The organism is Aeromonas sp. 30P (assembly GCF_051919805.1).
Taxonomy (GTDB): domain Bacteria; phylum Pseudomonadota; class Gammaproteobacteria; order Enterobacterales; family Aeromonadaceae; genus Aeromonas; species Aeromonas veronii.
Genome location: NZ_JBQBEA010000001.1, coordinates 3,880,074 through 3,905,184, shown reverse-complemented (window position 1 = coordinate 3,905,184; position 25,111 = coordinate 3,880,074). Strand labels below are relative to the sequence as shown.

Sequence of the window (25,111 nt, the reverse complement as noted above, 5' to 3'; positions counted from 1 at the left end):
CTGTGTGAAAAATCAGTGCTCAGCGCACTCTTGGCAAGCACCGCCAAAGCACGCCTGCGTGAGCGGGTCATAAATCAGCATAAGACTGTCACCATGTTGACTGGGCAGTCGTGGGCAACGTTCGCTTATCCATTCCATCCGGCATGGCTACCGCCCCTGAATTACAGCCTCCAGTCTGCTGCGTTTAACCAACGGGATGGGGTTGGCATGGCTCATGGGGTGACTCCTACGAGGCTTTGTTGCCAATTGGCTATAGTACTGGCCTATTGGCCAAGGGAAAGAGGTATGCGGGGAATTCCTGAGTCAGATCAATTAATTAATCAATAACTGCTGGTCTGGTGTGCAGAGGGGATGCGTGGCCGCCGTGGCCACCATTGGTGAGGAAAACAGTTAGTGGATAAAAGCGCTGGCAGGTAAAAAACAAGAAGCCCCTGAACGGGGCTTCTCTTTGCTGGCCATGTCGCCACTGTGAACGGCTTGGGTGAGCTACTTGCTGGCGCGTTGGCCGGGCGCCGGAGCGAGCTGGTGCGGGTCTACTCTGCGGCCTTGTTGAGCCACTCCACCTTGTACTGGGCACCGGTGCCCTGTGCCAGCTTGGCACAGAGTGGTTTGAGGAAGGCTTCAATCTGCTCGTCCAGCATCCAGGGCGGGCTGATGATCAGCATACCTGAGCCGTTCATGCCCCAGTCGGCAGTCTGACCGGCCACTTCCAGCTCGGCCACCAGGACGTTGCCGAAGTTCTCGCGCTTGATGGCGCGCAGCATGTCGCGGGATTTGTCCGCCTCTTGCCCGAGGATCGGATACCAGAGGGCGTAGATGCCGGTCGCCCAGCGTTTCTGCGCCTTTTTCAGGGTGTCTACCACGGCGAAGTAATCTTCCTTGAGCTCATAGGGCGGGTCGATCAGCACCAGCCCGCGGCGCGGGGTCGGTGGCAGCAGGGCGATCAGCCCCTCGAAGCCGTCACGGTGGTGCACGGCGACGCGGGGGTCATATCCCATGTTGGCGCGCAGGTCTTCGACCTCGTTGTTGTGCAGCTCCATCAGCGCCAGCTTGTCCTGCTCGCGGGTGAGGCGGCGGGAGAGCTCCGGCGAGCCGGGGTAGTAGTACAGCTCACCGTTCTGATTCATCTCCTCGATAACACAGAGATAGGGGGCCATGGCAGACCACTGGGCCCGCTCGTCCCACAGGCGGCCGATGCCGTCGGCATACTCGGCCTTCTTCTGGGACCAGTCGCCGCGCAGGTCGTAGAGACCGCCACCGGCATGGGTGTCCAGCACGATGAAGGGTTTCTCCTTCTTCTTGAGGGACTCGATGATCAGGGCCTGAACGGCGTGTTTCAGCACGTCGGCATGGTTGCCGGCGTGAAAGGCGTGGCGGTAGCTCAGCATATTAGATCTCTGAGGGGGCCCTGCTGGGCACCCAGTAACGATAGATAGTTCAACAAATTGCGGCTGTTGCCGCGAAACAGGGAGAGGCTGCGCAGGGTCTGCAACAGGACGCCCTGTTGCAGCCGCTCCAGCTCCAGTTCGTGGGCCAGCATCGACTGATACTGCTGCTCGTCGAGTCGCGTCTTGGCGCTCTGGCGCAGGGCGCGCCACGGGGTCAGCACCGCTTCGGTTTGTACCAGCGCCGGTTGCAGGTCGGTGAGATCGACCACGATGCCGAGCTGATCGAGCCGGTGCAGCAGCAGCGCCAGATTGACGTTGCCCCCCTGCTCCTGCACGGTGAGCCAATCCTGGCTGCGTTCACCATAGACTTTGCCGCTCCAGTGCCAGAAGCCGATCGGCGTCGGCAATTCGTGGACCGCGACCCGCTCGCTGGCTATCAGCTGTTCGTCACGCAAAGAAGGCTTGCTCCATGGTTTCCAGCTCTTCGGAGAGGCTCATCCACTCCAGCTCCACCTCTTCCAGCTGCTCCTTGAGGGGGCCCTGGGATTTGAGCAGCTCGGAGAGCTTGGTTTTAGCGCTCTCTTCGTAGATAGCTGGGTCGGCCAGTTGGCTCTCGATGTCGCCAAGCTTGCCTTGCAGTTTCTCCATGCTCGCTTCGAGCTTTTCCAGCTTCTGGCGCAGGGGACGGGTTTGCTGGCGGAACTCCGCCTCGCGCCGCTTCTGATCCTTGCGCGCTACCGCCGAGTTGGCAGAGATGGGGCCATCGGCCGGTTTGGCGTTGGCCTCTTTCTCCTGCTCGCCGAGCCACTTGTGGTAGTCGTCCAGATCGCCGTCGAACGGCTCGACCCGGCCACCGTGCACCAGATAGAAGTCATCTGTGGTGGTACGCAGCAGGTGACGGTCGTGGGAGACCACTACCATGGCCCCTTCGAAGCCTTGCAGCGCCATGGTGAGGGCGTGGCGCATCTCCAGGTCCAGGTGGTTGGTCGGTTCATCCAGCAGCAGGAGGTTCGGCTTTTGCCAGGTGATCAGCGCCAGTACCAGCCGTGCTTTTTCGCCACCGGAGAAGGGGGCTACCTTGTCGAGCGCCTTGTCACCATGAAAACCGAAGCTGCCCAGATAGTTGCGCAGCTCCTGCTCGGTCTTGTCCGGCGCGAGGCGGGCCAGATGATCGAGCGGGGAATCATCGAGACGCAGGGTCTCCAGCTGATGCTGGGCGAAGTAACCGATGCTCACCCCGGCGCTCACTTCGAGCTTGCCGGAGAGCGGCGGGTTGGAGCCGGACAGCATCTTGATAAAGGTGGACTTGCCGGCGCCGTTACGACCGAGCAGACCGATGCGCGAACCCGGTACCAGATTGAGTTTGATCTTCTCCAGGATCACCTTGTCGCCGTAACCGGCACTGAGGTTCTCCATGGCGATCAGCGGGGTCGGCAGGGCAGACGGCTCGCGAAACTCGAAGCTGAATTCGGAGTCTGCGTGGGCGGGCAGGATCTTCTCCATCCGCTCCATCGCTTTCAGGCGGCTCTGGGCCTGACGGGCTTTGGAGGCCTTGTAGCGGAAGCGGTCCACATACGCCTGCATGTGGGACATCTCCCGCTGTTGCTTCTCGTACATCGACTGCTGCTGGGCCAGATGTTCGGCGCGCTGCAGTTCGAAGTCGGAGTAGCCGCCGGTGTATTCGTTGAGCTTGCCGTTCTCGATATGGATGATGCGGCTGATGACCGAATCGAGGAAATCACGGTCGTGAGAGATGAGCACCAACGTGCCCTGATAGCCCTTGAGCCACTTCTCCAGCCAGATGACGGCGTCGAGATCCAGGTGGTTGGTCGGTTCATCGAGCAGCAGCAGATCGGAGCGGCAGAGCAGCGCCTGAGCGAGGTTGAGGCGCATGCGCCAGCCACCGGAGAAGCTGCGCACCGGCGAGCTCAGCTGCTCGTCGCTGAAACCGAGGCCGTGCAGCAGCTCGGCGGCGCGGGCGCGAATGCTGTAGGCGCCGATGGTATCGAGGCGACCGTGCAGCTCGGCTACCAGCAACCCATTGTCATCCTGTTCGGCCTGCACCAGCTGGGCTTCCAGCGAGCGGAACTCCTTGTCGCCGTCGATCACGTACTCGAGCGCGGAGCAGTCGAGCGCCGGGGTCTCCTGCGCGACGCCTGCAATCTGCCAGCCAGCGGGCAGGCTGAAGGTGCCGCTGTCGATGGCCAGCTCGCCCCGTACCAGTGCAAAAAAGGTGGACTTGCCACAGCCGTTTTTGCCCACCAGACCCACTTTGTGGCCGGGGTGAATGGTGGCGGAGGCGTTGTCCAGCAGCTTGCGGCCGCCGCGGATCAGTTCGATTTGACTGGCAACTATCATGGGTGGGATCTGCTTGCTCAAAATGGAGGAGAAAAACTGGCGCGGATCTTACGTGAAATGACGCTGATTTGCACTGTAGCGGAGGGCTGGCCACTGGCTGGCGCTGCAAAAACATGCCATAACAGAGAAACCAGTTTGGTTACGGGAGGTTAGCATGCATATCAGGGATATTATGACGACCCGGGTCGCCACCGTTTCAATGGATGATCGACTCAGTGTCATCAAGGATATCTTCGAGCAGGCACACTTTCGCCACCTGCTGGTGCTGGAAGAGGAGGAGCTGGTGGGGGTCATCTCGGATCGGGATCTGTTCCGCGCCATCAGCCCCTATCTCGACTCCGAAGCCGAGATGAGCCGCGATACCGAAACCCTCAACAAGCGGGCCCACCAGATCATGAGCCGCCACCCCGTTACCATCGCTCCCCATCTCACCGTGCGCGACGGCGTCAAGCTGATGCTGGAGGAGGGGGTCTCCTGCCTGCCGGTGCTGGAGAATGGCGCCCTGGTCGGCATCATCAGCTGGAAAGATTTTCTCAAGGCTGCGCTGGAGAGTGACGCGCTGGTTTGAGCCAACGCTTATCGCCACTAGCTGATAGAGAACAAATAGAGAGAGGGGAGCCAAGGCTCCCCTCTCTCTATATTGGCTTTGCCGACAATGCCGGTTTGCAAGCCGCCAGCATCATCATGGCTCGGGCTGCCCTGCGACAAGGCAGGAGGGGCCGCTGCCGGAGAGGTGCGGCTGAAGATGGGTGCGGATCTCCTGCAGGGTGCGCTGGTACTGCTGGGCATGTTGATCGAGAAACGCGGGGCTGTGCTTGAGGCGCCGCTCCAGGGTATCGACCAGCAGCGCCACCCTGGGGGCGGCCATACCCGCTGGCCAACTGTGTTGCAGCAGCTCCAGCAGTTGCCAGGCATCGCCCGGCAGAGCGGGGAACTCCTCCAGCAGTTGCAAGCCCGCTTGCAGGGCTGTCTGATACTGGCTGGCCTGCATCGCCTTGTGGCGTAGCTGGCGCAGTTCGTTCAGCCGTTGTTCTCTCGCCGTCAGACGCAGGCCCAGCTCGGCCACCAGATGGTGGAACAGCTGGCGGGTGAGCGGGTGGGGCGCAACCCTGACGCGGTATTGGGTCAGCTGGGTCAGGTAGCGCTGGGCGTGGTGCGGCAAACCGCAGAACTGGCTGACAGCAAAGCCGAGCAGCAGGGTGAGGTGGTTGTCGCTCCCCTCATCCGGCTGGTGGTGGGCAATCAGGATCAGCGCCTCGTCGAAGCGGTAATCCAGCCCCAGCATCAGCGCCTGCAGCAGCTCATATTCGTGGGGGTGCAGGTGGACGGTGCGTTTGAGGTGCTCCCACTCCTGTTGCAGGGAGCGGATCCGGTTGCTGGACGGGGCGTGCCACAGCACCGCCAGACTGGCATTGAGCATGAAGCTGTCGATGGCGAGCCGGACGCGCTGCTCGCCGAAGTGGCGCAGGGTCAGGCTGTTGGCCTGCTCCAACACCTTCTCCTCATCCTGCAGCACCAGCCCGAGCAACATCGCCAGCTGATGCCAGCGCGGCTGATGGGGGCGGATCTGCAGCAGCTCTCCCATGGTCTCCCATGCCGCCAGCCAGTGATGCTGATGCAGCTGGCTGGCGAGTTGCAGCTCCAGCCGGGTGGCCATCGAGACGCTGGCCTGATGGCGCTGCAAGTCGGTCCGGGCGCTCTGCAATTTGCCGAGCCCCAGCATGGCGTAGAAGAGCCCGGCCCTTGGCCAGCTCGCCTGATATTCGTTGGCACAGAGGGCATAATGCTGGGCGGCAGTGATCCGCTCGGCTGATTGCAGCAGCAGATAGCCCTTGAGTCGATCCAGCCAGGGGGTCAGCGAGCGATTCTCCCGTTGAAACAGCAAGTCTTCACAGAGGGCGGTAGCCAGTTGCCATTCCCGCAGCAAAATGGGGGCGGCCAGCGTGCGGGTCAGGTTGCTTAACTTCACCAGCTGGCCGAGCACCGCGGTGAGCTGTTGGCTCATGAAGGGGAGGGGCAGATAGAGGGAGAAGTAGAGATCCGAGGGGAGAAACTCCTGCTCGCTCTGATCGGCATCGAGCAGCAGCAATACGCAACCGGGTTGCAGCAGGCCGAGATAGTGCGCTTCGTGCAGCAGCCGGGCTCCGTCAAGATCCTGCTGCTTGTCCTGCTGACAGATGATGGCGTCGAAGGCGTGCTGTTGCAGCAGGGCCAGCAGGCCGCTGCGCTCGTGGTTTGGATGGCTGTGGTAGTGGATCCGGTCGGCGGGCACCCCCTGTTCGGTCAGTTCCCGGGTGATGGCGCTACGGAGCAGGGGATCCTCTTCGAGCAGCAGTATCGTCATGCACGTACTTCCTGTGAACAAACCATTAGGTTGATTATGGTAGACCCAAGAGGAACATAGGCACAGCACTCGCTGAGTGAAAAGCTGACAGTAGCCAGCAGGGTGCTGGAGGGCGCACTATGGGCTGTTATTTCAATCGGTTATGCCACCTCTCAGGGCGGCAACCTGTTATTGCCGAGGGCGGGTCTGCGTCCCGAAGGGGCAGTCGCTCTGGCGGATCAGCCGCGACCCCTTGCCCTGTTCCCCCAGCCAGTTTAATTCCAGCTTGCCGAGGCGGCCCAGATGACGCAGCTCGAACTCGTAGCGCTGGCAGAGGTTGTCCTGGGGCAGGCTCGCCATCCCCGCTGGCAGTCGGTATTGATAGCGAAGGAGTGGCCCATCTTCCAGCTTGCTGGCCACCGGCACCAGCCCCTCTGGGGTGGGCTGCGGCGCCCCGAGTGCGCGGCGCAAACTGAGCGGTGCATCGATCGCCTTTTGATAGTGCAGGCCGTTCATCGCCGCCAGCTCCTCTTCCAGTCGTTGCAACTCCCCTTCTAGTCCACTGAGCGCGGCCCCCAGCTGTTGGTGGGTCGTTGACGATGCGCAGCCACCCAGCAACAGGGTGGCAAGCAGCAGGGCGGCTCTGATGGGGGGCACGGCATCTCCTTGGCTATGACGATGAAGCGTGAAGGTCAGGTCGGCTGGCCCTGACTATAGCAGGGGATTGCTGGGGGGCGTCCCCTGCAGCAGTTGGGCCAGACGGGCCAGCCCTTCGCCGACCCGGGCGTCGGTGGCGGGTTGGCTCAGGCTCAGGCGCACCCCCTGCGGAGCGGCAAACTGACCGGCGGCGAAGTGTTCCCCGCTCGCCACGCCAACGTCAAGGGCGTCGGCGGCGGCAGCAAACTGCTGGCTGCGCCAGGGCTCAGGCAGCGGCAGCCAGGCGTGCATGCTGCCCGGCTGCCAGCGGGCGGCAGGCAGCAGGTGGCGCAGCAGTTCGCCACGGCGTTTGAGGATCTCCCGCTGCTGCTCGACCAGCGGCATGATCTGGCGCTGACTGACCATTTTGCAGGCGAGCTCGATCAGCAGCGGGCTCACCATCCAGCTCGACAGCCGCATGGTCTGGGCGAAGGCGCTGCGCAGGGCGCGGGGCGTAAGCACGAAGCCGACCCGCAGGCCGCCGCAGGCGATCTTGGCCAGACTGCCCAGATAGATGACCCGCTCCGGCGCCAGATTGACCAGAGGGATCACAGGTTGCTGGGGCAGCAGGCCGTTGACGTCATCCTCGATGATCAGCAGATCGTGGCGACGGGCGATGGCGACGATGGCCTCCCGCCGCGCCAGACTCATGATGGCGGTGGTGGGGTTTTGCAGGGTCGGGGTGAGGTAGAGCAGCTTGGCCCGGCGGGTGCGGCAGGCGGCGTCCAGCGCCTCGGGCAGCAGCCCCTCCTCGTCCATCGCCAGTCCCACCACCTGATTCTTCAGCTGACGGGCATTGCCCAGCATACCGGGGTAGCTCAGCCCCTCGCACAGGATGGTCTCCCCCACGCAGCCGGTCGCCAGCAGCGCCAGCATGATGCCGTGCTGGGCGCCGTGGCTGAACAGCAGGCGATCCTCACTGCAGGCCACCCCTTGCTCCGCCAGCCAGTTGACGAACTGCTGGCGCTGATCCGGTCGTCCCGCCTCCTTGTCGTAGCCGAGCAGGGCGTTGAGATCCCCGTCCGCCACTTCCCCCAGCATGGGGCGAATGATGGCCGCCCGATCCAGCTGCACCGGCAGGTTCTGCCACAGCTCGATGCGGTGCCCCTCCTCCTGGCGGATCACCCACTCATTGGCGGGATCCGTGTTCGCTCCCTTGACCCAGGTGCCGTGGCCCACCCGGGCGGCCAGCAGGCCGCGCCGCTCCGCCTCGCTGTAGGCGCGGGTGACGGTGCCGACGGTGACACCCAGACGATCCGCCAGGGATCGGTGGGTAGGCAATCGGGTCTGCAGTGGCAGCTCGCCATTCGCGATCCCCTGTTCGATCGCTTTGACCAGCTTGAGGTAGAGGGGGCCATCGAAGGCCGTAAGGTCGGGCGTCCAGATTGTCATGGTGACAATAAATCCATTGATCAAAATTTGTTGTCAATATAGCGTGAATTTCAACCTGATAACAACTAAATAGCACACATTGTATCGATACAATGTGGCGAGCAAGGAGTCACAATATGACGATGGAGTGGTATGTCACCCTGTTCGGTTTTGCCGTACTCACCTGCGGTACGCCGGGGCCCAACAACCTGATGCTGACGGCTTCCGGTGCCAACTTCGGGGTGCGTCGCACCCTGCCACATCTGCTCGGGGTAGGGTTGGGGCAGCCGGTGTTGCAACTGGTGCTGGCGCTGGGGCTCTATCCCCTGTTCGAGCGCTGGCCCTTATTACGCCTCGGTTTGCAGATCTTCGGCAGCCTCTATCTGTTGTGGCTGGCGTGGCGTATCGCGGTGGCCGGGGCGCCGGGGGATCCGGCCCGGAGGGCCCGTCCGCTGACCATGCTGGAGGGGCTGGGCTTTCAGTTCCTCAATCCCAAGGCGTGGATGATGGGGATCTCTGCCATCAGTCTGTTCAGCCTGCCCGGCGCCAGTTACTGGCCGAGTCAGCTGGCGGTGATGGTCATGTTTGTGCTGGTGGCCCTGCCGGTCTGCTTTGTCTGGGTACTGTTCGGCCATCAGCTGAGCAACTGGATCAGCTCGGATCGGGGCTGGCGGCGACTCAACGGTTCTCTCGGTCTGCTGACGGCGCTCTGCGTGGTGATGCTCTGGTATTGAGCCGTGCTGCGCTGATGGGGGAGGTGGCCGAGAAAGAGGCATTTCTGACTTGTCGCCACGGGGTTGGCTCTGCATATTAGAAGGCTTTCCCCATAACGGGGGCGTTGTATCGACAAGAGGTTGAGATGGATCTGAACTGGTTACTGCCCCTGGCGGGGTTTGCCCTGGTTACCTGCGGCACGCCGGGGCCCAACAATATGTTGCTCACCAGCGCCGGGGCGGCGCAGGGGTTTCGCCGCACGATTCCTCTGCTGGTGGGGGTGGTGGGGGGGATCAATCTGATGATCCTCGCTACCGCGCTGGGGCTTGGCGTGGTGTTCGAGAAGGTGCCGCTGCTGCACGACGGCCTCAAGCTTATCGGTTCGGCCTATCTGCTCTGGCTGGCGTGGAAGGTGGCGACCGCCAGCGGCCCGGCCGAGGGCAACCGTCCGCTCATTCCCGCTCATCAGGGGGCCATGCTGCAACTGCTCAATCCCAAGGCGTGGATGATGGCGCTCTCCGCCATCAGCGGTTTCACTCTGGGGGGGGAGGCTTACTGGCCCTCTGCGCTCTGGGTGTTGGTGATCTTCTTTATTACCGGCCTCTACACCGGGGCGTTCTGGGTGTTGTTTGGTGCCCAGGTGCGGCAAATCATTCGCACCGCCCGGGGGTGGCGGCGTTTCAATCTCGGCATGGGGCTGGCGACGGCCGCCTGTGTCGGGATGATCTGGATTTAGCCCGGGGTTGACTCGGGCCTTTACCGGCTGTCTTGTTGGCCCTGCGGGGCCTTTTTTATCTCGTCCGCGTGGCCTTGCCTGCAAGGTGGCGTGGTTCTGCCCTCCCTTGGGATGAAAGGAGTTCCTATGAAATGTATCGGTCTGCTGGGTGGCATGAGCTGGGAGTCCACCGTCAGTTACTATCAGGCGCTCAATCGCGGGGTGCGGGCACAGCTCGGTGGCTTGCACTCGGCGCGGGTGCTGCTCAATAGCGTCGACTTTGCCGGTATCGAGCGGCTGCAGCATGCCGGTGACTGGCCCGCTACCGCCCGCCTGCTGGCGGCGGAGGCGCGCAAGTTGCAGAATGGCGGCGCCGATTTCTTGCTGATCGGCACCAATACCATGCACAAGGTGGCCCCCGAGATTGAGGCGGCCATCGATATTCCGCTGCTCCATATCGCCGATGCCACCGCGGCCAAATTGCGGGCGGACGGGATAACCCAGGTCGGCCTGCTCGGCACCCGCTTCACCATGGAGCAGGAGTTCTACAAAGGGCGCTTGCAGGAGCGCTTCGGGTTGGCGGTGCTGGTACCCGATGAGGCCGGGCGGGAGCGGGTACACAGGATCATCTATGACGAGCTCTGTCTGGGGGAGATCCGCGAATCATCGCGGGCCGAGTATCTGGCCATTATCGAGGGGCTGGCGGCCGCGGGTGCCGAGGCGGTGATCCTTGGCTGCACCGAGATTGCCCTGCTGGTGGGGGATGCCCGGGCGGCGGTGCCGCTCTACGACACCACCGCCATCCATGCCGAAGCGGCGGTCGCGCTGGCACTGGCATCCGATTAATAAACTGGTCAGATCTCACTATTCATGCTTGTCTCATACCCCTTGCCATAAAAGCGTGTAAAATTGCGCCCTGAATTTTCCCCGGCCAACGCGGGTTGGCTGCGGTTTCCTAGCATGCAAGGCTGACATTGTGACTGAAGTAGATAGATTCGCGGATATTCGCCCCTACCGCGATGAAGAAGTGCCGGCAGCCATCGAACGGCTGATCCAGGATGATGAATTTATCGGCGCCATCGCCAAGTATCGTTTCGGTTCTCTGATGAGCTGGCTGGGTTGGGCCATCCGCCCGATGATCCGCCTGTTCCTGCGCCGCAAATGGTCAAAAGTGACCACTGTGCATCAGGTCCAGATGGGGGTCACACGGTACATGTCCCGCATGATCGCCACCTCCACCAAGGGGGTGACCTTCTCCGGGATCGAGCATCTGAAGAAAGAGCAGGGCTATCTGTTTGTCTCCAACCACAGAGACATCGCTATGGATCCGGCGTTCGTCAACTGGGGGCTGCACACCCACGGTTTCGATACCGTGCGCATCGCCATCGGTGACAACCTGCTGCGCAAACCCTGTGCCACCGAGCTGATGAAACTCAACAAGAGCTTTATCGTCAAACGCTCCGCCAAGGGGCCGCGAGAGATGATGAAGGCGCTCGGCGAGCTGTCTGCCTATATCGGCAACTCGGTTCACGAAGGTCACTCCATCTGGATCGCCCAGAAGGAAGGACGCGCCAAGAATGGCGATGACAAGACAGATCCCGCCATCCTCAAGATGTTCTACGTCGACGGCAAGAAGCAGAAGATCGACTTCGTCGAGTACATGCGCAGCCTCAATATCGTGCCGGTCAGCATCAGCTACGAGCTGGATCCGACCGACAAGGCGAAGGCGCGCGAGCTCTACGAGAAGTCGGTCAACGGCAGCTATGAGAAGGGCGAGTTCGAGGATATCGAGAGTATCGTCGCCGGTATCGTCGGCATGAAGGGGCGGGTACACGTCTCCTTCGGCGCGCCGATCACCGAGGGCTTCAGCGATCCGGACGAACTGGCCGCGCTGATCGACAAGGCGATCTGGAGCAGCTACCACCTGTTCCCCAGCAACTATCTGGCGGCCGATGTCTCCGGCAAGGCCAACACCATCGAGCAGGCGGCCTTCCTGACCCGTCAGTCAGAGGTGCCGGAAGAGCACAAGGCGATCTGGCGAGCCATGTACGCCAAACCGGTGGAAAACGCCAAAAAGGCTTGAATGAAACCGGTATCTAAACGGTTTTGCGAAAAAAACGGGCGCTGATGCGCCCGTTTTTGCGTCTGGTCAAAGTCGAGGGGAAAAGGGTGGTGAATAATATGGTTTCAGCTGGTACGATCACTATGAAAATGGGATTATGTCTCTTGGCAAGGTGCTGACGAGTGTGTAACAGTGCCCATATAGCTGAACATGAGCAAAAGCTCTAAACCGGTTTGCACGGATTGCAGACGGCATTATTGAAGGACCTGTCACAGGTCCTTTTTCATTGGCTGGCAAAGATGCCGCCCAGATATACCTAACAGGAAACAGACGCCATGATCACCGGTAGCCTGAACACCCTGCAGCGGACGCCGCTGCCCGCCCCGCTGGCCCGCATCATGGCCGAGGTGGTGAAGAGCGTGGCTCACTGGGGTGACGCTCCGCTCGGCAAGAGCGAGATCGATGGCCTCAATCTGTTCTGTCTGGTGAGCGAAGATCTGACCGAGCCAGCCGCGGATCGCCGTGGCGAATTCCATCAGCAGTATCTCGATATCCAGTTGCTGCTGCGCGGTGAAGAGTGGATAGGTGTGGGCCCCCACGACTACGTGAGCGACGGCGCCGACCATCCCCATCCCGACCTCTGGTTTGTCGATGACGAGCAGACCAGCTATCTGGCGCTGCAACCGGGCGATTTCGCCATCTTCTGGCCGGGCGAACTGCACCGCCCGCTCTGTACCTTCAACCAGCCCGCCAAGGTGAAGAAGCTGGTGGTCAAGGTACACAAGGATCTGCTGGCTATCGCCTGAGCACTCCCATTGAGGCGAGCCCTGTGCTGCTGATGCATTGAGGCTTGCAAGCATTGAAACCAGTGATACGCACCACAAGTTGCGATCGCTCTTTCAAGAGCAAGAATTGAAAAATTGGACGCACCCTCCTGCGACCATAAGCCCCCGGCAGGGGAATCCCATCCTCTTTTGGATGACACGACACTGTCGGCATAAAGCCGAAGCACAGGAAGATGTAGAAAATGAGCAAGTTGGTATTGATCCTTAACTGCGGTAGCTCTTCCCTGAAATTTGCCGTAATGGACGCCGAAACAGGTGAGGACATGCTGTCCGGCCTGGCCGAATGCTTCAATCTGGATGATGCACGTATCAAATGGAAACTCCACGGGGTCAAGGGCGAAGCCATGCTGGGAGCGGGTGCCGCTCACCAGGAGGCCCTCGACCATATCGTGGGTCACATCCTGCCGCAGGATCCGACTCTTGCCGAGCAACTGGTGGCCATCGGTCACCGAATCGTACACGGTGGCGAGCAGTTCTCTCGCTCCGTGCGTATCGATGACGGCGTGATCGCCGGTATCGAAGCCGCCATTCCGTTCGCCCCGCTGCACAACCCGGCCCACCTCATCGGTATTCGCGCCGCGCTGAAAGTGTTCCCGCAGCTGTCCGAGAAGAACGTGGCCGTCTTCGACACCGCGTTCCACCAGACCCTGCCGCAAGAGGCCTACCTCTATGCGCTGCCGCACAAGCTCTACCGCGAACACGGCATCCGTCGTTACGGTGCCCACGGTACTTCTCACCGCTACATCGCGGAAGAAGCGGCGAAAGAGCTGGGCAAGCCGTTGAATGAGCTGAACATCATTAACTGCCACCTGGGTAACGGTGCCTCTGTCTGCGCCATCAAGAACGGCGAATCCGTTGACACCTCCATGGGTCTGACTCCGCTGGAAGGTCTGGCGATGGGTACCCGCTCCGGTGATATCGATCCGGCCGTGGTCTTCTTCATGCACGACCAGCTTGGTTACAGCGTGGAGCAGATCAACCACACCCTGACCCGTGAGTCCGGTCTGCTGGGGATGACCGAAGCGAGCAGCGACTGCCGCTACGTCACCACCAACTACGCCACCGACGCCGGTGCCAAGCGTGCGCTGGATGTCTTCACCTACCGTGTGGCCAAGTATGTCGGCGCCTATGCCGCTGCGATGGACGGTCGTCTGGACGCCGTGGTCTTCACCGGCGGTATCGGTGAGAACGCCGCCATGGTGCGCGAGATGGTGCTGAACCGTCTGGCCCTGTTCGGCTTCAAGGTGGACAAAGAGGCCAACAACGCCGCGGTACTGGGTGGTGAAGGTCGCATCACCACCGCCGGCAGCCGTTGTGCCATGGTGATCCCGACCAACGAAGAGCTGGTCATCGCTCGCGATGCCCTGAGCCTGGTCTGCTAAGCCAGCCTCGCTTTGCAACAACGCCCGGCCTGTGCCGGGCGTTGTCATTTCTGGCGTTCACCGATTTGACATGGGGGAGGGGAGCGGTACCCTGACCACCACTGTTTTTGCAGCCAGCGGGCTGCCCGGTTCGGGAGAGAGCAATGAAAGAGGCGTTTTTTAACTGGTTGTCGGGCCTTGGGGTGGAAGTGACCAGCCTGATGGCGCTGGTGATCGCGCTGGGCTTTATCGTCATCACCTCGTTGCTGCTGCACATGGCGCTGCACCGGGTGCTGCTGGTCCGGCTGGTGGGGATCCTCGGCAAGGCCAAGCAGGTGTGGCTGCCGCCCCAGTTGCAACAGCGTCTCTTCAACCGGCTCGCCTTCGTTTTGCAGGGGGCCGTGCTACTCGGTCAGGCGGAGATCTGGCTGCCTCGTCAATCGGACAGCCTCAAGCTTATCGAGATGGTTGCCCAGCTCTGGATTTTGCTGTTCCTGCTGCTGGCCTTCTTTGCCCTGCTCGACTGCCTGTTGTCGGTGAGCCGTTACACCCGCCTTGGTCGGGATTTGCCCCTGCGCGGCATCTTCCAGGGGGCCAAGCTGGTAGGCAGCATTCTGGTGGGCATCCTGATGATCGCCCTGCTGCTCGGCAAGTCGCCGTTGTTCCTGTTCAGCGGTCTGGGTGCCATGACCGCAGTGCTGATGCTGGTATTCAAGGACCCCATCCTCGGGCTGGTGGCGGGGATCCAGCTCTCCGCCAACCGGATGCTGAGCGTTGGTGACTGGTTGCAGATGGACAAGTACGGCGCCGATGGCGAGGTGACCGATATTGGCCTCACCACGGTCAAGGTGTCGAACTGGGACAAGACCATCACCACCATTCCCACCTATGCCCTGATCTCCGACTCTTTCAAGAACTGGCAGGGGATGACCGAGTCCGGTGGCCGCCGCATCAAGCGCAGCGTCAATATCGACATGACCAGTGTGCGCTTTCTGACGGCCGATGAGCAGTTGCAGCTCAAGCAGGCGCAACTGTTGGCTCCCTATCTGAGCCGCAAGGAGCAGGAGCTGAGTGCCTACAACCAGCAGCTGAGCTATGCCCTGAGCTGCCCCATCAACGGTCGTCACCTCACCAACCTCGGTACCCTGCGCGCCTATCTGGATGCCTACCTGCGCGCCCACCCCGGCATTCGCAAGGACATGACCCTGATGGTGCGCCAGCTGGCACCCACGTCAGACGGTCTGCCGCTGGAAATTTACTGCTTTACCGCGACTACCGCATGGGCTGATTACGAAGGGATCCAGGCCGATATTTTCGACCATATCTTCGCCATCATTGAGCAATTTCATCTGCGGTTGCATCAATCTCCCACAGGTTACGATATGCGTGCCTGGCAACGGGGATAAACAGGGAAATGGGGCGGGTCGAGGACGTGGAAAAAACAGCATATTAATCATCGACCCGTCGCCACTTGTCAGTTGAAATTTGCCGTGCAGAGGAGAAAAATGGCGGCCTTCTCTTCGCGCCCCTGATCCCCTCTTGATCAGCTGCCAGCCCAGAGACGTCACTTCAAGTCATCATCATGGGAAAGTTATGAAGCTCCTTCGCAATAGTGTGGCAACACTCTGCTACAGCCTGCTGCTGACCGCTGCGCCGGTTTTCGCTGTTGAATATGCTCTGCCTGCGGCCAACAGCCGTCTGGTAGGGGAAAATCTGGAATATGTGGTTCCGGCCGAAGAGAACGGCCAGCCGCTGGAGGCCATTGCGGCCAAATTCCAGCTGGGGCTCACCAACATGACCGAAGCCAACCCCGATGCGGATCCCCTGCTGGTACAGACCGGCGAGAAGCTGGTGATCCCCCAGCAACTGATCCTGCCGGATGCACCCCGTGAAGGGATCGTGCTGAACGTGGCCGAGATGCGCCTCTACTACTACCCCAAGGGTAAAAAAGTGGTGGAAGTGCTGCCCATCGGCATCGGCCAGCTAGGTACCGACACCCCGGAAAACTGGGTGACCAGCGTGCAGCGCAAGAAAGCGGGCCCGACCTGGACCCCGACCGCCAAGATGCATGCCGAGTATGCCGCCCGTGGCGAGAGCCTGCCTGCGGTATGGCCGGCCGGTCCGGACAACCCCATGGGTCTGTTTGCCCTCTACATCGGCAAGATGTACGCCATCCACGGTACCAACGCCAACTTCGGCATCGGCCTGCGGGTGAGCCACGGTTGCGTGCGTCTGCGCAACGACGACATCGCCTACCTGTTCAAGCAGGTACCGGTCGGTACTCGCGTCCAGTTCGTCAACCAGCCGATCAAGGCCTCTCTCGAGCCCAACGGTGTCCGCTATCTGGAAGTGCATCAGCCGCTGTCGCGCAGCGAAGAGGAGTTCAACTCCAAGCTGCCGGCACCGCTGCCGATGACTCCGGCGGTGACCCGCTTCATTGCCCACGCCGACAGCGACTCCCAACTGGTGAAGCAGGCGCTGGAGCAGCGCAACGGCATGCCGATGGCGATCAACCGCTAACGGCAAATCCCCGTCATGACAAAGGGCGAACAGCATGCTGTTCGCCCTTTGTGTTTCTGCTGTGCTGACTCAGCTTCGTAGCAGATTTGCCTGCAGCTCGCTACCGAGCTGGTCGAGCAGCTGATAGCGCGCCTTGTAGCTGGCCCGTTTGCGGGAGGGGATCTCCTCCAGCGTCTTGCGGGGCACTTCCAGCGGCAGGCTCATCCAGAGTTCATCCTGCACGCAGCCCTGATGCTCCTGCCACAAACCGTCGAGATCGAACTTGACCCGATCGGCAGTGCGCTTGCTGCTCTGATAGACGTGGCTTTGGGTGCGGATCCCGAGCAGGCTCTTGCACGCCAGCCCCCGGGCCAGCTCGGCGGCCATATAGACCAGCAGGGACATGGGGCGCAGCCCGCCGCACGCCTTGGTGACCAGCTTGATCTCCTCGCTCTGCCCCTTGCCGCCCTGCAGCGAGCAGATCTCGAGGGTCGGGCTGGGCGCGGGGCGCAGATTGAGGGCCATGTAATAGAGCGCCGCGTCACCCAGCTTGAGGGTCAGGCTCATCTCCCCCTCTTTGCCCATGTGGGTTTGGTAATCCAGTTGCAGGGTCAGGGGGGTCGTCAGCTTGTCGCTCTGCCACTGGGCCAGCAGCAGGCCGCGCCCGCTGTAGATTGCCAGTTGTTGCGCCTTGGGCAGCTGACGTGCCAGCTGCTGGTAGTGGCCGCTGATAAGCCCGGCTCGCAGGCGCTTGCGGAGCCCCTTGTGGCGATAGGGGTGGATCGGCTTTTCCAGAATATCGGGAAAGCGGCTGATCGCCTGCGCCAGCAGCGGTTGCTCCTGCTGCTGGCGATAGAGGGCGCGGGCGCCGGGATTGAGCCAGAGACGCCCCACATACTTGGCCCGTCGGATGAGATGACCCGACTCCTCCACCGGGTGAAGGCGGCGGGCGAGGGTTCGCAGGTGTGACAGATGAGATGACATGGTGCCGACCTCTGACTGGTGTGATGAGACAGGGCGGGGAGTGTAGGAGCGGGGCGCTGGCTTGTAAAAAAATGGATAGTAACAAAATGTGAAAACATAACGCTCAGTAGCGGCTGGCGCTGCGAGATGACCATCACGGCAACGGCAGGAAATCTGGCGCCATCCTCTTGATGCGGCAGATGATTTGATGCGCAAAGGTTTTTATTGTGTTTTGTGTTTGTTAAAAGTGGTTGAGCTGGCGCGAACGGCTGATTAAGCTAGGCCGGTTTTTTAGGGATGAGCCCGTCACCAGAGCGGGCAGAAAATGACACAAAACGGAGTTTTGCATGACAGCTAGCACACCCATGTTAATCACCTTCCTGGTGTATATCCTCGGAATGGTGTTGATCGGCTTCGTCGCCTATCGCGCCACCCGCAACTTTGATGACTACATTCTGGGCGGTCGCCGAATGGGAAGCTGGGTTACCGCTCTCTCTGCCGGCGCCTCCGACATGAGCGGCTGGCTGCTGATGGGCCTGCCCGGCGCCGTCTTCGTCAGCGGCATCTCCGAGAGCTGGATCGCCATCGGTCTGGTCATCGGCGCCTACCTCAACTGGCGCTGGGTAGCGGGTCGCCTGCGGGTACATACCGAGAAGAACCGCAATGCCCTAACCCTGCCGGACTACTTCACCTACCGCTTTGAAGATCACAGCAAGGTGCTGCGCATCCTCTCGGCGCTGGTGATCCTGCTGTTCTTCACCATCTATTGCGCCTCCGGCGTGGTGGCCGGTGCCCGTCTCTTTGAGAGCACCTTCGGCATGGATTACAACACCGCCCTCTGGGTCGGTGCCGCCGCCACCATCACCTACACCTTCTTTGGCGGCTTCCTGGCGGTGAGCTGGACCGACACGGTGCAGGCAACCCTGATGATCTTCGCCCTGATCCTGACCCCGGTCTTCGTCATCATCGCCGTTGGCGGGGTGGACAGCGCCATGATCGAGGTGGCCGCCAAGAGCGCTACCAACCTCGACATGTTCAAGAATCTGGATGTGATCGCTATTGTCTCGCTGATGGCCTGGGGCCTTGGTTACTTCGGTCAGCCACACATTCTGGCCCGCTTCATGGCAGCCGACTCCCACCACTCCATGGCCAATGCTCGCCGCATCAGCATGACATGGATGGTGTTCTGCCTCGCAGGCGCGGTGGCCATCGGTTTCTTCGGGCTGGCCTACTTCGCCCGCTTCCCGGAAGTGGCGGCTGGAGTGACCGGCAACCCGGAACGGGTCTTTATCGAGCTCTCCAAGATCCTGTTCAACCCCTGGATCGCCGGTGTGCTGCTCTCCGCTATTCTGGCGGCGGTAATGAGCACTCTAAGTTGTCAATTACTGGTCTGCTCCAGCGCCATTACCGAGGATCTCTACAAGCCCTTCCTGCGCAAGAACGCCTCCCAGCGTGAGCTGGTGTGGGTGGGGCGCCTGATGGTGCTGCTGATCGCGGTGATTGCCATCGCCGTTGCCATGAATCCGGAAAACCGGGTGCTGGGGCTGGTGAGCTACGCTTGGGCCGGTTTCGGTGCCGCCTTTGGTCCCGTGGTGCTGCTCTCCGTGCTGTGGCCGCGGATGACCCGCAACGGCGCGCTGGCGGGCATGCTGGTCGGTGCCATCACCGTCATCGTCTGGAAGCAGTTCGGCTGGCTGGGGCTGTATGAGATCATCCCGGGCTTCCTGTTTGCGCTGCTGGCCATCGTGGTGGGCAGTCTGCTGGGCGAAGCGCCCTCAAAAGCGATGCTGGAGCGTTTCCGCGATGCCGAGGAGGAGTACAACACTCCGGCCGAGAGCGCGGGAGAACCGGTCGTGGTGAACTGATCCCCCTTACCGCTTTCTGATTGAGAGCCCCGTCACCGGACAAGGAGCGCCCTGGTTGGCCATCCTTGCACCGGTTTGGCGGGGCTTTGTGCTATCTGATTCACTCTTGGGTACTTTTTTATGTTCGGCCGGTGGCTCCCGGGTGCTCGCTTTCTTTTGTCTTGGCACCGAATATGGGACACTAGGCCGCCTGAAGGAGACCTAGTGCATGCGGCTATTCACCCTGATCCTGATCCTCCTGCTGGGGGGACTGCAATATGACCTCTGGCTGGGGAAGAACGGGCTATCCGATTATCAGAACCTGTCGGAGGCCATCTCGCAGCAACAGCGGGACAACCAGACTCTCAAGGATCGTAACGACCTCATTTACCGCGAGATAGATGATCTCACCTCTGGCCTCGAGGCCATCGAGGAGTTGTCGCGCAACGATCTGGGTTACATCAAGCAGGGGGAGACCTTCTACCGGATCATCCCCAAAGAGAAAGACAAAGAGACAGCGCCGGACGATGAGCCCTACGATGACTGATGCCAGCCGGGTATCCGGCCTGACGGCGATCGTCCCTGCCGCCGGTATCGGCAGCCGGATGGGGGCCGATTGCCCCAAGCAGTACCTGCAACTGGCGGGTAAAACCATTCTCGAACATACCCTGGAGCGGCTGCTCTCCCACCCGGCCATCGCCCAGGTGATCGTGGCGCTGGCGCCCCATGACCGCTGGTTCGAGGCCCTGCCCGTGGCGGCCGACCCGCGCATTGTGCGGGTAGAGGGAGGCGCCGAGCGCGCCTTTTCCGTCCTCAATGGCCTCCATGTGGCGCAAGGGGAGTGGGTGCTGGTGCACGATGCGGCCCGCCCTTGCCTGACTCACGGCGATCTCGATGCGCTGATTGCCGCGGCCATGAACTGCGGCGGCGCCATTCTCGGCAGTCGGGTGCGCGATACCATGAAACGCTCCGATGGGGAGGGCAATATCATCGCCACCGTCGAGCGCGAGCAGCTCTGGCATGCCCTGACGCCGCAGATGTTCCCGACCCGAGTCCTGAAGCGGGCGCTGGAAGAGGGGCTATTGCTGGGCGCCACCATCACCGACGAGGCCTCCGCCATGGAGCGGGCCGGATTCGCGGTGCGCATGGTGGAGGGGCGCGCCGACAATATCAAAGTGACCCGGCCGGAAGATTTGTCGCTGGCGGGGCTGTTTTTAAGCCAGCAGTCATAAGCCCCTCAGTCAGAACAGACCGTTCAGAGCAGAGTGTCTCGAACAAACAGGCCCGAACAAGGAGTTAGCATGATCCGGATTGGACATGGTGTGGACGTACACAAAATTGATGGGGTTGGTTTCAGCATGTTGGGAGGTTGCCGCTGATGATGCGCATTGGTCATGGTTTTGATGTTCATAAATTTGGTGGTGTTGGTCCCTGCATGCTGGGTGGCGTGCCGGTTCCCTACGAGCAGGGGCTGGTTGCCCACTCCGACGGCGATGTGGTGCTGCACGCGGTAAGCGATGCCCTGCTGGGGGCCATCGGTGCCGGTGACATCGGTCGCCACTTCCCCGATACCGCTGCCGAGTTCAAGGGGATCGACAGTCGCATTCTGCTGCGTGATGTCTTGGCCCGGGTACAGAAGGCGGGGTATGCCATCGGCAACCTGGATGTGACCATCATAGCCCAGGCCCCCAAATGGCCCCCCATATCGACGCCATGTGCGCCGTGCTGGCCGCCGATCTGCAATGTGATTTGAACCGGGTGAACGTCAAGGCGACCACCACCGAACAGCTTGGGTTTACGGGGCGCAAGGAAGGGATCGCCACCGAAGCCGTCGTCCTACTGGTGAAACAATAATGCTGGAACAACTTGCCTATCTGCACGGGGCGCCCACCGCCCGCGGTATCCTCAAGGCCGAGGCCGCCGACTTCGTGGTCAATGAAGATCTCGGCTTCGAGCCCTGCGGGGAAGGGGAGCATATCTTCGTCCGGGTGCGCAAAACCGGCGAAAACACCGCCTGGGTAGCGGGTCTGCTGGCCGACGCGGCCGGGGTCAACCGCAATGCGGTGACCTGGGCGGGCCTGAAGGATCGTCACGCGGTGACCGAGCAGTGGTTTGGCATTCACCTGCCAGGCAAGGCCGAGCCGGATTTGTCGGTCATCGAGAGCGACAGCATCCAGATCCTGCAAGCCAGGCGTCACAACCGCAAATTGCGGGTTGGCTACCTCAAGGGCAACCACTTCACCCTGCGTCTCACCGGTCTGGAACAGGCCGACGGGCTGGAAGCGCGCCTGCAGGCCATCGCCACTCAGGGCGTGCCCAATTACTATGGTGAGCAGCGTTTTGGCCGCGATGGCAACAACCTGGAAGCGGCCAAGGCGATGTTTGCCGGCAAGCGGATCAAGGATCGCAACAAGCGTTCCCTCTACCTCTCTGCCGCCCGCAGCATGCTGTTCAACGCCATTGTCAGCGCCCGTATCGAGCAGGGGCTGGCTCATCAGCTGCTGGCCGGTGATTGCGTGATGCTCAAGGGCAGCCACTCCATCTTCAGCGAAGAGAGCGTGACCCCCGAGCTGGAAGCGCGTCTCGCCTCCGGCGATGTGCAGCTCACCGCCCCCCAGTGGGGCCGTGGCCGCCTGGCCAGTCAGGGCGCCGCTGCCGAGTTCGAACAGGCTGTGTTGGCTCCTTACAGCGATTGGTGTGACGGGCTGGAGAAGGCCGGGCTGGATCAGGACCGCCGCCCGCTGCTGCTCAAGCCGGAGCAGATGAGCTGGCAGCTGGACGGCGAGGCGCTGACCCTCTCCTTCTTCCTGCCGGCGGGCGCGTTTGCCACCAGCGTGGTGCGCGAGTTAATGCAGGCCGAAGAGGCCGATCACGGTTTCAGGAATCAGACCGATGCGAATTCTGGTCAGTAATGATGATGGTGTGCATGCCGAGGGTATTCGTGCCCTCAGCGAGGCGCTGTGCGCCTGTGGTGAGGTCATTGTGGTGGCGCCGGACCGCAACCGCAGCGGCGCGAGTCACTCCCTGACGCTGGAAGTACCGCTGCGGGTTACCCGCATCGCAGAAAACGGCTTTAATGGGTGCGAGAGCTATGCGGTGAAGGGGACGCCGACCGACTGCGTGCATCTGGCGGTCAACGAGCTGGTGCGCCCTGAACCCGACATGGTGGTGGCCGGCATCAACCACGGCGCCAACCTGGGGGATGATGTCATCTACTCGGGGACGGTCGCCGCGGCCACCGAGGGGCGCCATCTTGGCTACCCCTCCATCGCCATCTCGCTGGTAGGCAAGACCCACTTCGCCACGGCGGCCCACTATGCGGCCCTGCTGGTGAAGGGGCTGATGAAACACCCCCTGCCTGCCGATCAGATCCTCAACGTCAACGTGCCGGACTTGCCCCTCGAGCAGATCAAGGGGATCAAGACCACCCGCCTTGGCAATCGCCACCGGGCGGAGTCGGTGATCTGCACCGAGGATCCCCGTGGCCAGCCCATCTACTGGATCGGCCCCCCCGGCAGCCAGCAGGATGCCGGTGAAGGCACCGATTTTGCTGCCATCGAGCAGGGCTATGTCTCGATTACCCCCCTGACCATCGATATGACTGCCTATGACAGTCTCGCCGGTCTGGGGGCCTGGTTAGATCTGCAGGGATGAGGGTGGTGTGATAGTACAGCGCCTGTTAAATCAGCTCATTGCGCAGGATATTCGCGATTTTCGCGTGCTGGCGACCATCGCGAAAGTGCCGCGCCAGCTGTTCGTGGACGAGGCCATGGCGCACAAGGCGTGGGACAACACCGCCCTGCCCATTGGCCACGGCCAGACCATTTCGCAGCCCTATATGGTGGCGCGAATGACCGAGCTGCTGATGCAAAATGATCCGGCCCACGTGCTGGAGATTGGCACTGGCTCCGGTTACCAGACGGCGATCCTCGCCCATCTGGTGGAGCATGTTTATACCGTGGAGCGGATCAAGTCGCTGCAGTTCCAGGCCCGACGCCGACTGCGCCAGCTCGATCTGCACAATGTCTCGGCCAAGCACGGCAACGGCTGGCTGGGGTGGCCCAACAAGGGGCCTTATGACGCCATTCTGGTGACGGCCGCGGCGAGCGAGATCCCGACGGCGCTCACCGATCAGCTGGCCGAAGGGGGCCGACTGGTGTTGCCCGTGGGTGACAGCCAGCAAACCCTGCAACTGATCGAACGATCCGGATCCCAGCTGACCAGCCGTATTCTGGAGCCGGTACGTTTTGTTCCCCTGATTGACGGAGATGTTGAGTGAAGTTGTTTTCCCGTTTGTACGTACTGGTGATGCAGTGGGCTCGCCACAAGCATGCCCCCTGGTATCTCTCCATCACCGCTTTCATCGAGTCGGTATTCTGGCCGATCCCGGTGGATGTGATGCTGGCGCCGATGGCGCTCGCCAAGCCCCACAAGGCGTGGCACTACGCCACGCTGGCTACCCTCTTCTCTGTGTTGGGCGCCCTGTTTGGCTATGCCCTTGGCTATGCGCTGTGGGATCCGGTCGTGCTGCCACTGGTGGAGTCTGTGGGCTATCAGGACAAGATCGAGATTGCTCGCAACTGGTTTGAGCAGTGGGGGATCTGGGTCATTTTCATTGCCAGCTTCACCCCTATCCCCTACAAGGTGTTTACCGTGACGGCAGGGTTGTTGCAAATGGCTCTGCTGCCCTTCATCATCACCTCCCTCATCGGTCGTGGCATGCGCTTTTTCCTGGTTGCGGGCCTGATGCGCTGGGGTGGCGAGAAGATGGAACGCAAACTGATGCACTACGTAGATGTGCTCGGTTGGCTCTGTATTGGTCTGGCCGTGGTGGCCTATTTCTGGTTTAGTCGTTAAGGATCCATTATGCGTTCGCGTATTTGGCAAGGAAGCAGTGTCGTGGTGTTGTCATGGCTGCTGCTTGCCTGCTCCTCCAGTAAAAATGCAGCTCCGGTAGATGGTGTTGATGAGGGGCAGTTTGTCTCGACCATTCCGGCTCGCCAAAGCGGTGCCCAGGTCAGCGCCCCCATTCAGGGCGGCAGCTATGTGGTGAAGCGGGGCGATACCCTCTACTCTATCGCCTTCAACTCCGGCAACGACGTGCCGTCGCTGGCCAGCCTCAACAACATCAGCCCGCCCTACAACATCTATCCGGGGCAGCGTCTGCGACTCGATGGCTCCAGCGCCAGTGTTGGCAGCAGCCGCAGTGCCGGTACCTATGAGGTGCGCCGCGGCGATACCCTGAGCAGCATCGGCCGTCAGTTCGGCATGACGCCGCAGGCGCTGGCCCAGAGCAACAACCTGAGCGCCCCCTATGCGCTGCAACCGGGTCAGGTGCTCAATGTCCAGACCGCAGGCGGCGGTTCGACCCAGATGGTGGCTGCGACTCGTCCGGCAACCGTAACGCCGGTGGCCGTGAGCCGTCCCAGCAGCGGTCCGCGTCCGTTGGCCGAGCCGAGTGGATCTGGTCAGACCACGCCATTCATCTCTCAGAAATCCGTTGCTCCGGCAGCACCGAAGGAATACGCTCAGTCCAAAGAACAAAAAATAAACAACTCCCAGTCGAGACTTGCTTGGCACTGGCCCGCAAAAGGCCGGATTGTCGAGGGGTTCTCTGTTGCAGAACAGGGTAACAAGGGGATCGACATAGCCGGCCAGAAGGGGCAACCCGTCTACGCCGCCAGCAGCGGTAAAGTGGTATACGCTGGCAGTGCTTTAAGGGGGTACGGCAAGCTGATTATCCTCAAGCATGATGATGACTATCTCTCCGCTTACGCACACAACGACGAGTTGCGGGTGAAGGAAGGGGACAGCGTCAAGGGGGGCTCGGTCATTGCCAACATGGGTAGCACGGACGCGCCGGATGTGCGATTGCATTTCGAGATCCGGTACAGAGGCAAGTCGATCAATCCGATGAGCTATTTGCCAAAGCGTTAACCCCAGAGAGACCGTCTTACTCTGGTAACGTCAGG

The 25,111-nt window shown here is 61.4% G+C and carries 24 protein-coding genes and 1 pseudogene; 18 read left to right on the top strand and 7 right to left on the bottom strand.

From position 1 onward, the window contains the following. Positions 1 to 533: 533 nt before the first annotated feature. The 3 genes from ACTG2B_RS18195 to ACTG2B_RS18185 are packed head-to-tail and all read right to left on the bottom strand — an operon-like array spanning position 534 to position 3,746. The gene (locus tag ACTG2B_RS18195) at positions 534 to 1,388 is read right to left on the bottom strand and encodes a 23S rRNA (adenine(2030)-N(6))-methyltransferase RlmJ (RefSeq protein WP_439996572.1); all 855 of its coding nucleotides are present in this window, start codon (positions 1,386 to 1,388) and stop codon (positions 534 to 536) included. After that, complete coding sequence (locus tag ACTG2B_RS18190) at positions 1,382 to 1,843, bottom strand: DUF2390 domain-containing protein (protein ID WP_439996571.1); 462 nt, start codon at positions 1,841 to 1,843, stop codon at positions 1,382 to 1,384. The genes ACTG2B_RS18195 and ACTG2B_RS18190 overlap by 7 nt, the downstream gene beginning before the upstream one ends. After that, positions 1,836 to 3,746: an ABC transporter ATP-binding protein gene (locus ACTG2B_RS18185; protein ID WP_439996570.1), complete on the bottom strand. Its 1,911-nt coding sequence runs from the start codon at positions 3,744 to 3,746 to the stop codon at positions 1,836 to 1,838. The genes ACTG2B_RS18190 and ACTG2B_RS18185 overlap by 8 nt, the downstream gene beginning before the upstream one ends. A 154-nt stretch (positions 3,747 to 3,900) precedes the next feature. On the opposite strand from ACTG2B_RS18185, the gene ACTG2B_RS18180 reads away from it, so the two are divergent. Beyond that, complete coding sequence (locus tag ACTG2B_RS18180) at positions 3,901 to 4,314, top strand: CBS domain-containing protein (protein WP_439996569.1); 414 nt, start codon at positions 3,901 to 3,903, stop codon at positions 4,312 to 4,314. A 114-nt stretch (positions 4,315 to 4,428) separates the two neighbouring features. Here ACTG2B_RS18180 and ACTG2B_RS18175 read toward each other — a convergent pair whose 3' ends face one another. From ACTG2B_RS18175 to ACTG2B_RS18165, 3 genes are all read right to left on the bottom strand, one after another. Further along, positions 4,429 to 6,090 carry a hypothetical protein gene (locus tag ACTG2B_RS18175; protein ID WP_439996568.1) on the bottom strand — a complete coding sequence of 554 codons (1,662 nt, stop codon included), beginning with the start codon at positions 6,088 to 6,090 and terminating at the stop codon, positions 4,429 to 4,431. A 168-nt stretch (positions 6,091 to 6,258) separates the two neighbouring features. Further along, entirely contained in the window at positions 6,259 to 6,726 is a 468-nt protein-coding gene (locus tag ACTG2B_RS18170; protein ID WP_439996567.1) for a hypothetical protein, read from the bottom strand. 54 nt (positions 6,727 to 6,780) lie between these two features. Then, positions 6,781 to 8,157 (bottom strand): PLP-dependent aminotransferase family protein, encoded by a 1,377-nt coding sequence (locus tag ACTG2B_RS18165; RefSeq protein WP_439996566.1) that lies wholly within the window; start codon positions 8,155 to 8,157, stop codon positions 6,781 to 6,783. Positions 8,158 to 8,273: 116 nt separating this feature from the next. On the opposite strand from ACTG2B_RS18165, the gene ACTG2B_RS18160 reads away from it, so the two are divergent. From ACTG2B_RS18160 to ACTG2B_RS18125, 8 genes are all read left to right on the top strand, one after another. After that, positions 8,274 to 8,870 carry a LysE family translocator gene (locus ACTG2B_RS18160; RefSeq protein ID WP_100645168.1) on the top strand — a complete coding sequence of 199 codons (597 nt, stop codon included), beginning with the start codon at positions 8,274 to 8,276 and terminating at the stop codon, positions 8,868 to 8,870. A 125-nt stretch (positions 8,871 to 8,995) separates the two neighbouring features. Further along, entirely contained in the window at positions 8,996 to 9,586 is a 591-nt protein-coding gene (locus ACTG2B_RS18155; RefSeq protein WP_182938186.1) for a LysE family translocator, read from the top strand. Between the two features lie 126 nt (positions 9,587 to 9,712). Continuing rightward, on the top strand, positions 9,713 to 10,411 hold the full coding sequence (locus ACTG2B_RS18150) for an aspartate/glutamate racemase family protein (RefSeq protein WP_439996565.1): 699 nt from the start codon (positions 9,713 to 9,715) through the stop codon (positions 10,409 to 10,411). Positions 10,412 to 10,541: 130 nt separating this feature from the next. Then, entirely contained in the window at positions 10,542 to 11,648 is a 1,107-nt protein-coding gene (locus ACTG2B_RS18145) for a 1-acyl-sn-glycerol-3-phosphate acyltransferase (protein ID WP_159164258.1), read from the top strand. Between the two features lie 314 nt (positions 11,649 to 11,962). Next, positions 11,963 to 12,433 (top strand): YhcH/YjgK/YiaL family protein, encoded by a 471-nt coding sequence (locus ACTG2B_RS18140; RefSeq protein ID WP_181269185.1) that lies wholly within the window; start codon positions 11,963 to 11,965, stop codon positions 12,431 to 12,433. A 221-nt stretch (positions 12,434 to 12,654) separates the two neighbouring features. After that, positions 12,655 to 13,854: an acetate kinase gene (locus tag ACTG2B_RS18135; protein ID WP_439996564.1), complete on the top strand. Its 1,200-nt coding sequence runs from the start codon at positions 12,655 to 12,657 to the stop codon at positions 13,852 to 13,854. A gap of 143 nt (positions 13,855 to 13,997) precedes the next feature. Next, entirely contained in the window at positions 13,998 to 15,239 is a 1,242-nt protein-coding gene (locus tag ACTG2B_RS18130) for a mechanosensitive ion channel family protein (protein ID WP_439996563.1), read from the top strand. Between the two features lie 187 nt (positions 15,240 to 15,426). After that, positions 15,427 to 16,353, top strand: a complete 927-nt coding sequence (locus tag ACTG2B_RS18125) for a L,D-transpeptidase family protein (protein ID WP_005354531.1) — start codon at positions 15,427 to 15,429, stop codon at positions 16,351 to 16,353. A 69-nt stretch (positions 16,354 to 16,422) separates the two neighbouring features. On the opposite strand, the gene ACTG2B_RS18120 is transcribed toward ACTG2B_RS18125, so the two are convergent. Continuing rightward, entirely contained in the window at positions 16,423 to 17,316 is an 894-nt protein-coding gene (locus tag ACTG2B_RS18120; RefSeq protein WP_058057107.1) for a VirK/YbjX family protein, read from the bottom strand. A gap of 326 nt (positions 17,317 to 17,642) precedes the next feature. On the opposite strand from ACTG2B_RS18120, the gene putP reads away from it, so the two are divergent. The 9 genes and pseudogenes from putP to ACTG2B_RS18075 all read left to right on the top strand — a co-directional run bounded on the left by putP (position 17,643) and on the right by ACTG2B_RS18075 (position 25,076). Beyond that, positions 17,643 to 19,160 (top strand): sodium/proline symporter PutP, encoded by a 1,518-nt coding sequence (gene putP / locus ACTG2B_RS18115; protein ID WP_026035040.1) that lies wholly within the window; start codon positions 17,643 to 17,645, stop codon positions 19,158 to 19,160. A gap of 208 nt (positions 19,161 to 19,368) precedes the next feature. Continuing rightward, complete coding sequence (gene ftsB / locus ACTG2B_RS18110; protein ID WP_005335520.1) at positions 19,369 to 19,686, top strand: cell division protein FtsB; 318 nt, start codon at positions 19,369 to 19,371, stop codon at positions 19,684 to 19,686. After that, on the top strand, positions 19,679 to 20,371 hold the full coding sequence (gene ispD, locus ACTG2B_RS18105) for a 2-C-methyl-D-erythritol 4-phosphate cytidylyltransferase (protein WP_064339480.1): 693 nt from the start codon (positions 19,679 to 19,681) through the stop codon (positions 20,369 to 20,371). The genes ftsB and ispD overlap by 8 nt, the downstream gene beginning before the upstream one ends. A 146-nt stretch (positions 20,372 to 20,517) precedes the next feature. Then, positions 20,518 to 20,993 (top strand): annotated as a pseudogene (gene ispF, locus ACTG2B_RS18100) (2-C-methyl-D-erythritol 2,4-cyclodiphosphate synthase). Then, positions 20,993 to 22,051 carry a tRNA pseudouridine(13) synthase TruD gene (gene truD / locus ACTG2B_RS18095; protein WP_005335517.1) on the top strand — a complete coding sequence of 353 codons (1,059 nt, stop codon included), beginning with the start codon at positions 20,993 to 20,995 and terminating at the stop codon, positions 22,049 to 22,051. Before ispF ends, truD begins: the two are co-directional and overlap by 1 nt. After that, entirely contained in the window at positions 22,032 to 22,793 is a 762-nt protein-coding gene (surE, locus tag ACTG2B_RS18090) for a 5'/3'-nucleotidase SurE (protein ID WP_374880248.1), read from the top strand. The genes truD and surE overlap by 20 nt, the downstream gene beginning before the upstream one ends. A 7-nt stretch (positions 22,794 to 22,800) precedes the next feature. Further along, positions 22,801 to 23,418, top strand: a complete 618-nt coding sequence (locus ACTG2B_RS18085) for a protein-L-isoaspartate(D-aspartate) O-methyltransferase (protein WP_033138377.1) — start codon at positions 22,801 to 22,803, stop codon at positions 23,416 to 23,418. Continuing rightward, a complete protein-coding gene (locus tag ACTG2B_RS18080; protein ID WP_021229508.1) occupies positions 23,415 to 23,996 on the top strand; it encodes a YqaA family protein in 582 nt (193 codons plus the stop codon). The genes ACTG2B_RS18085 and ACTG2B_RS18080 overlap by 4 nt, the downstream gene beginning before the upstream one ends. A 9-nt stretch (positions 23,997 to 24,005) precedes the next feature. Continuing rightward, positions 24,006 to 25,076, top strand: coding sequence for a LysM peptidoglycan-binding domain-containing protein (locus ACTG2B_RS18075; RefSeq protein WP_042081491.1), 1,071 nt, complete (start codon positions 24,006 to 24,008; stop codon positions 25,074 to 25,076). The last annotated feature ends 35 nt before the right edge of the window (positions 25,077 to 25,111 follow it).

Coding starts and splice junctions, on each gene's coding strand:
- ACTG2B_RS18140 (WP_181269185.1), top strand. CDS start 11,963: ATGATCACCGGTAGCCTGAACACCCTGCAGCGGACGCCGCTGCCCGCC.
- ACTG2B_RS18120 (WP_058057107.1), bottom strand. CDS start 17,316: ATGTCATCTCATCTGTCACACCTGCGAACCCTCGCCCGCCGCCTTCAC.
- ACTG2B_RS18180 (WP_439996569.1), top strand. CDS start 3,901: ATGCATATCAGGGATATTATGACGACCCGGGTCGCCACCGTTTCAATG.
- ACTG2B_RS18155 (WP_182938186.1), top strand. CDS start 8,996: ATGGATCTGAACTGGTTACTGCCCCTGGCGGGGTTTGCCCTGGTTACC.
- ACTG2B_RS18160 (WP_100645168.1), top strand. CDS start 8,274: ATGACGATGGAGTGGTATGTCACCCTGTTCGGTTTTGCCGTACTCACC.
- putP (WP_026035040.1), top strand. CDS start 17,643: ATGACAGCTAGCACACCCATGTTAATCACCTTCCTGGTGTATATCCTC.
- ACTG2B_RS18125 (WP_005354531.1), top strand. CDS start 15,427: ATGAAGCTCCTTCGCAATAGTGTGGCAACACTCTGCTACAGCCTGCTG.
- ACTG2B_RS18175 (WP_439996568.1), bottom strand. CDS start 6,090: ATGACGATACTGCTGCTCGAAGAGGATCCCCTGCTCCGTAGCGCCATC.
- ACTG2B_RS18165 (WP_439996566.1), bottom strand. CDS start 8,157: ATGACAATCTGGACGCCCGACCTTACGGCCTTCGATGGCCCCCTCTAC.
- ACTG2B_RS18135 (WP_439996564.1), top strand. CDS start 12,655: ATGAGCAAGTTGGTATTGATCCTTAACTGCGGTAGCTCTTCCCTGAAA.
- ACTG2B_RS18195 (WP_439996572.1), bottom strand. CDS start 1,388: ATGCTGAGCTACCGCCACGCCTTTCACGCCGGCAACCATGCCGACGTG.
- ispD (WP_064339480.1), top strand. CDS start 19,679: ATGACTGATGCCAGCCGGGTATCCGGCCTGACGGCGATCGTCCCTGCC.
- ACTG2B_RS18130 (WP_439996563.1), top strand. CDS start 13,998: ATGAAAGAGGCGTTTTTTAACTGGTTGTCGGGCCTTGGGGTGGAAGTG.
- ACTG2B_RS18150 (WP_439996565.1), top strand. CDS start 9,713: ATGAAATGTATCGGTCTGCTGGGTGGCATGAGCTGGGAGTCCACCGTC.
- surE (WP_374880248.1), top strand. CDS start 22,032: ATGCGAATTCTGGTCAGTAATGATGATGGTGTGCATGCCGAGGGTATT.
- truD (WP_005335517.1), top strand. CDS start 20,993: ATGCTGGAACAACTTGCCTATCTGCACGGGGCGCCCACCGCCCGCGGT.
- ftsB (WP_005335520.1), top strand. CDS start 19,369: ATGCGGCTATTCACCCTGATCCTGATCCTCCTGCTGGGGGGACTGCAA.
- ACTG2B_RS18075 (WP_042081491.1), top strand. CDS start 24,006: ATGCGTTCGCGTATTTGGCAAGGAAGCAGTGTCGTGGTGTTGTCATGG.
- ACTG2B_RS18185 (WP_439996570.1), bottom strand. CDS start 3,746: ATGATAGTTGCCAGTCAAATCGAACTGATCCGCGGCGGCCGCAAGCTG.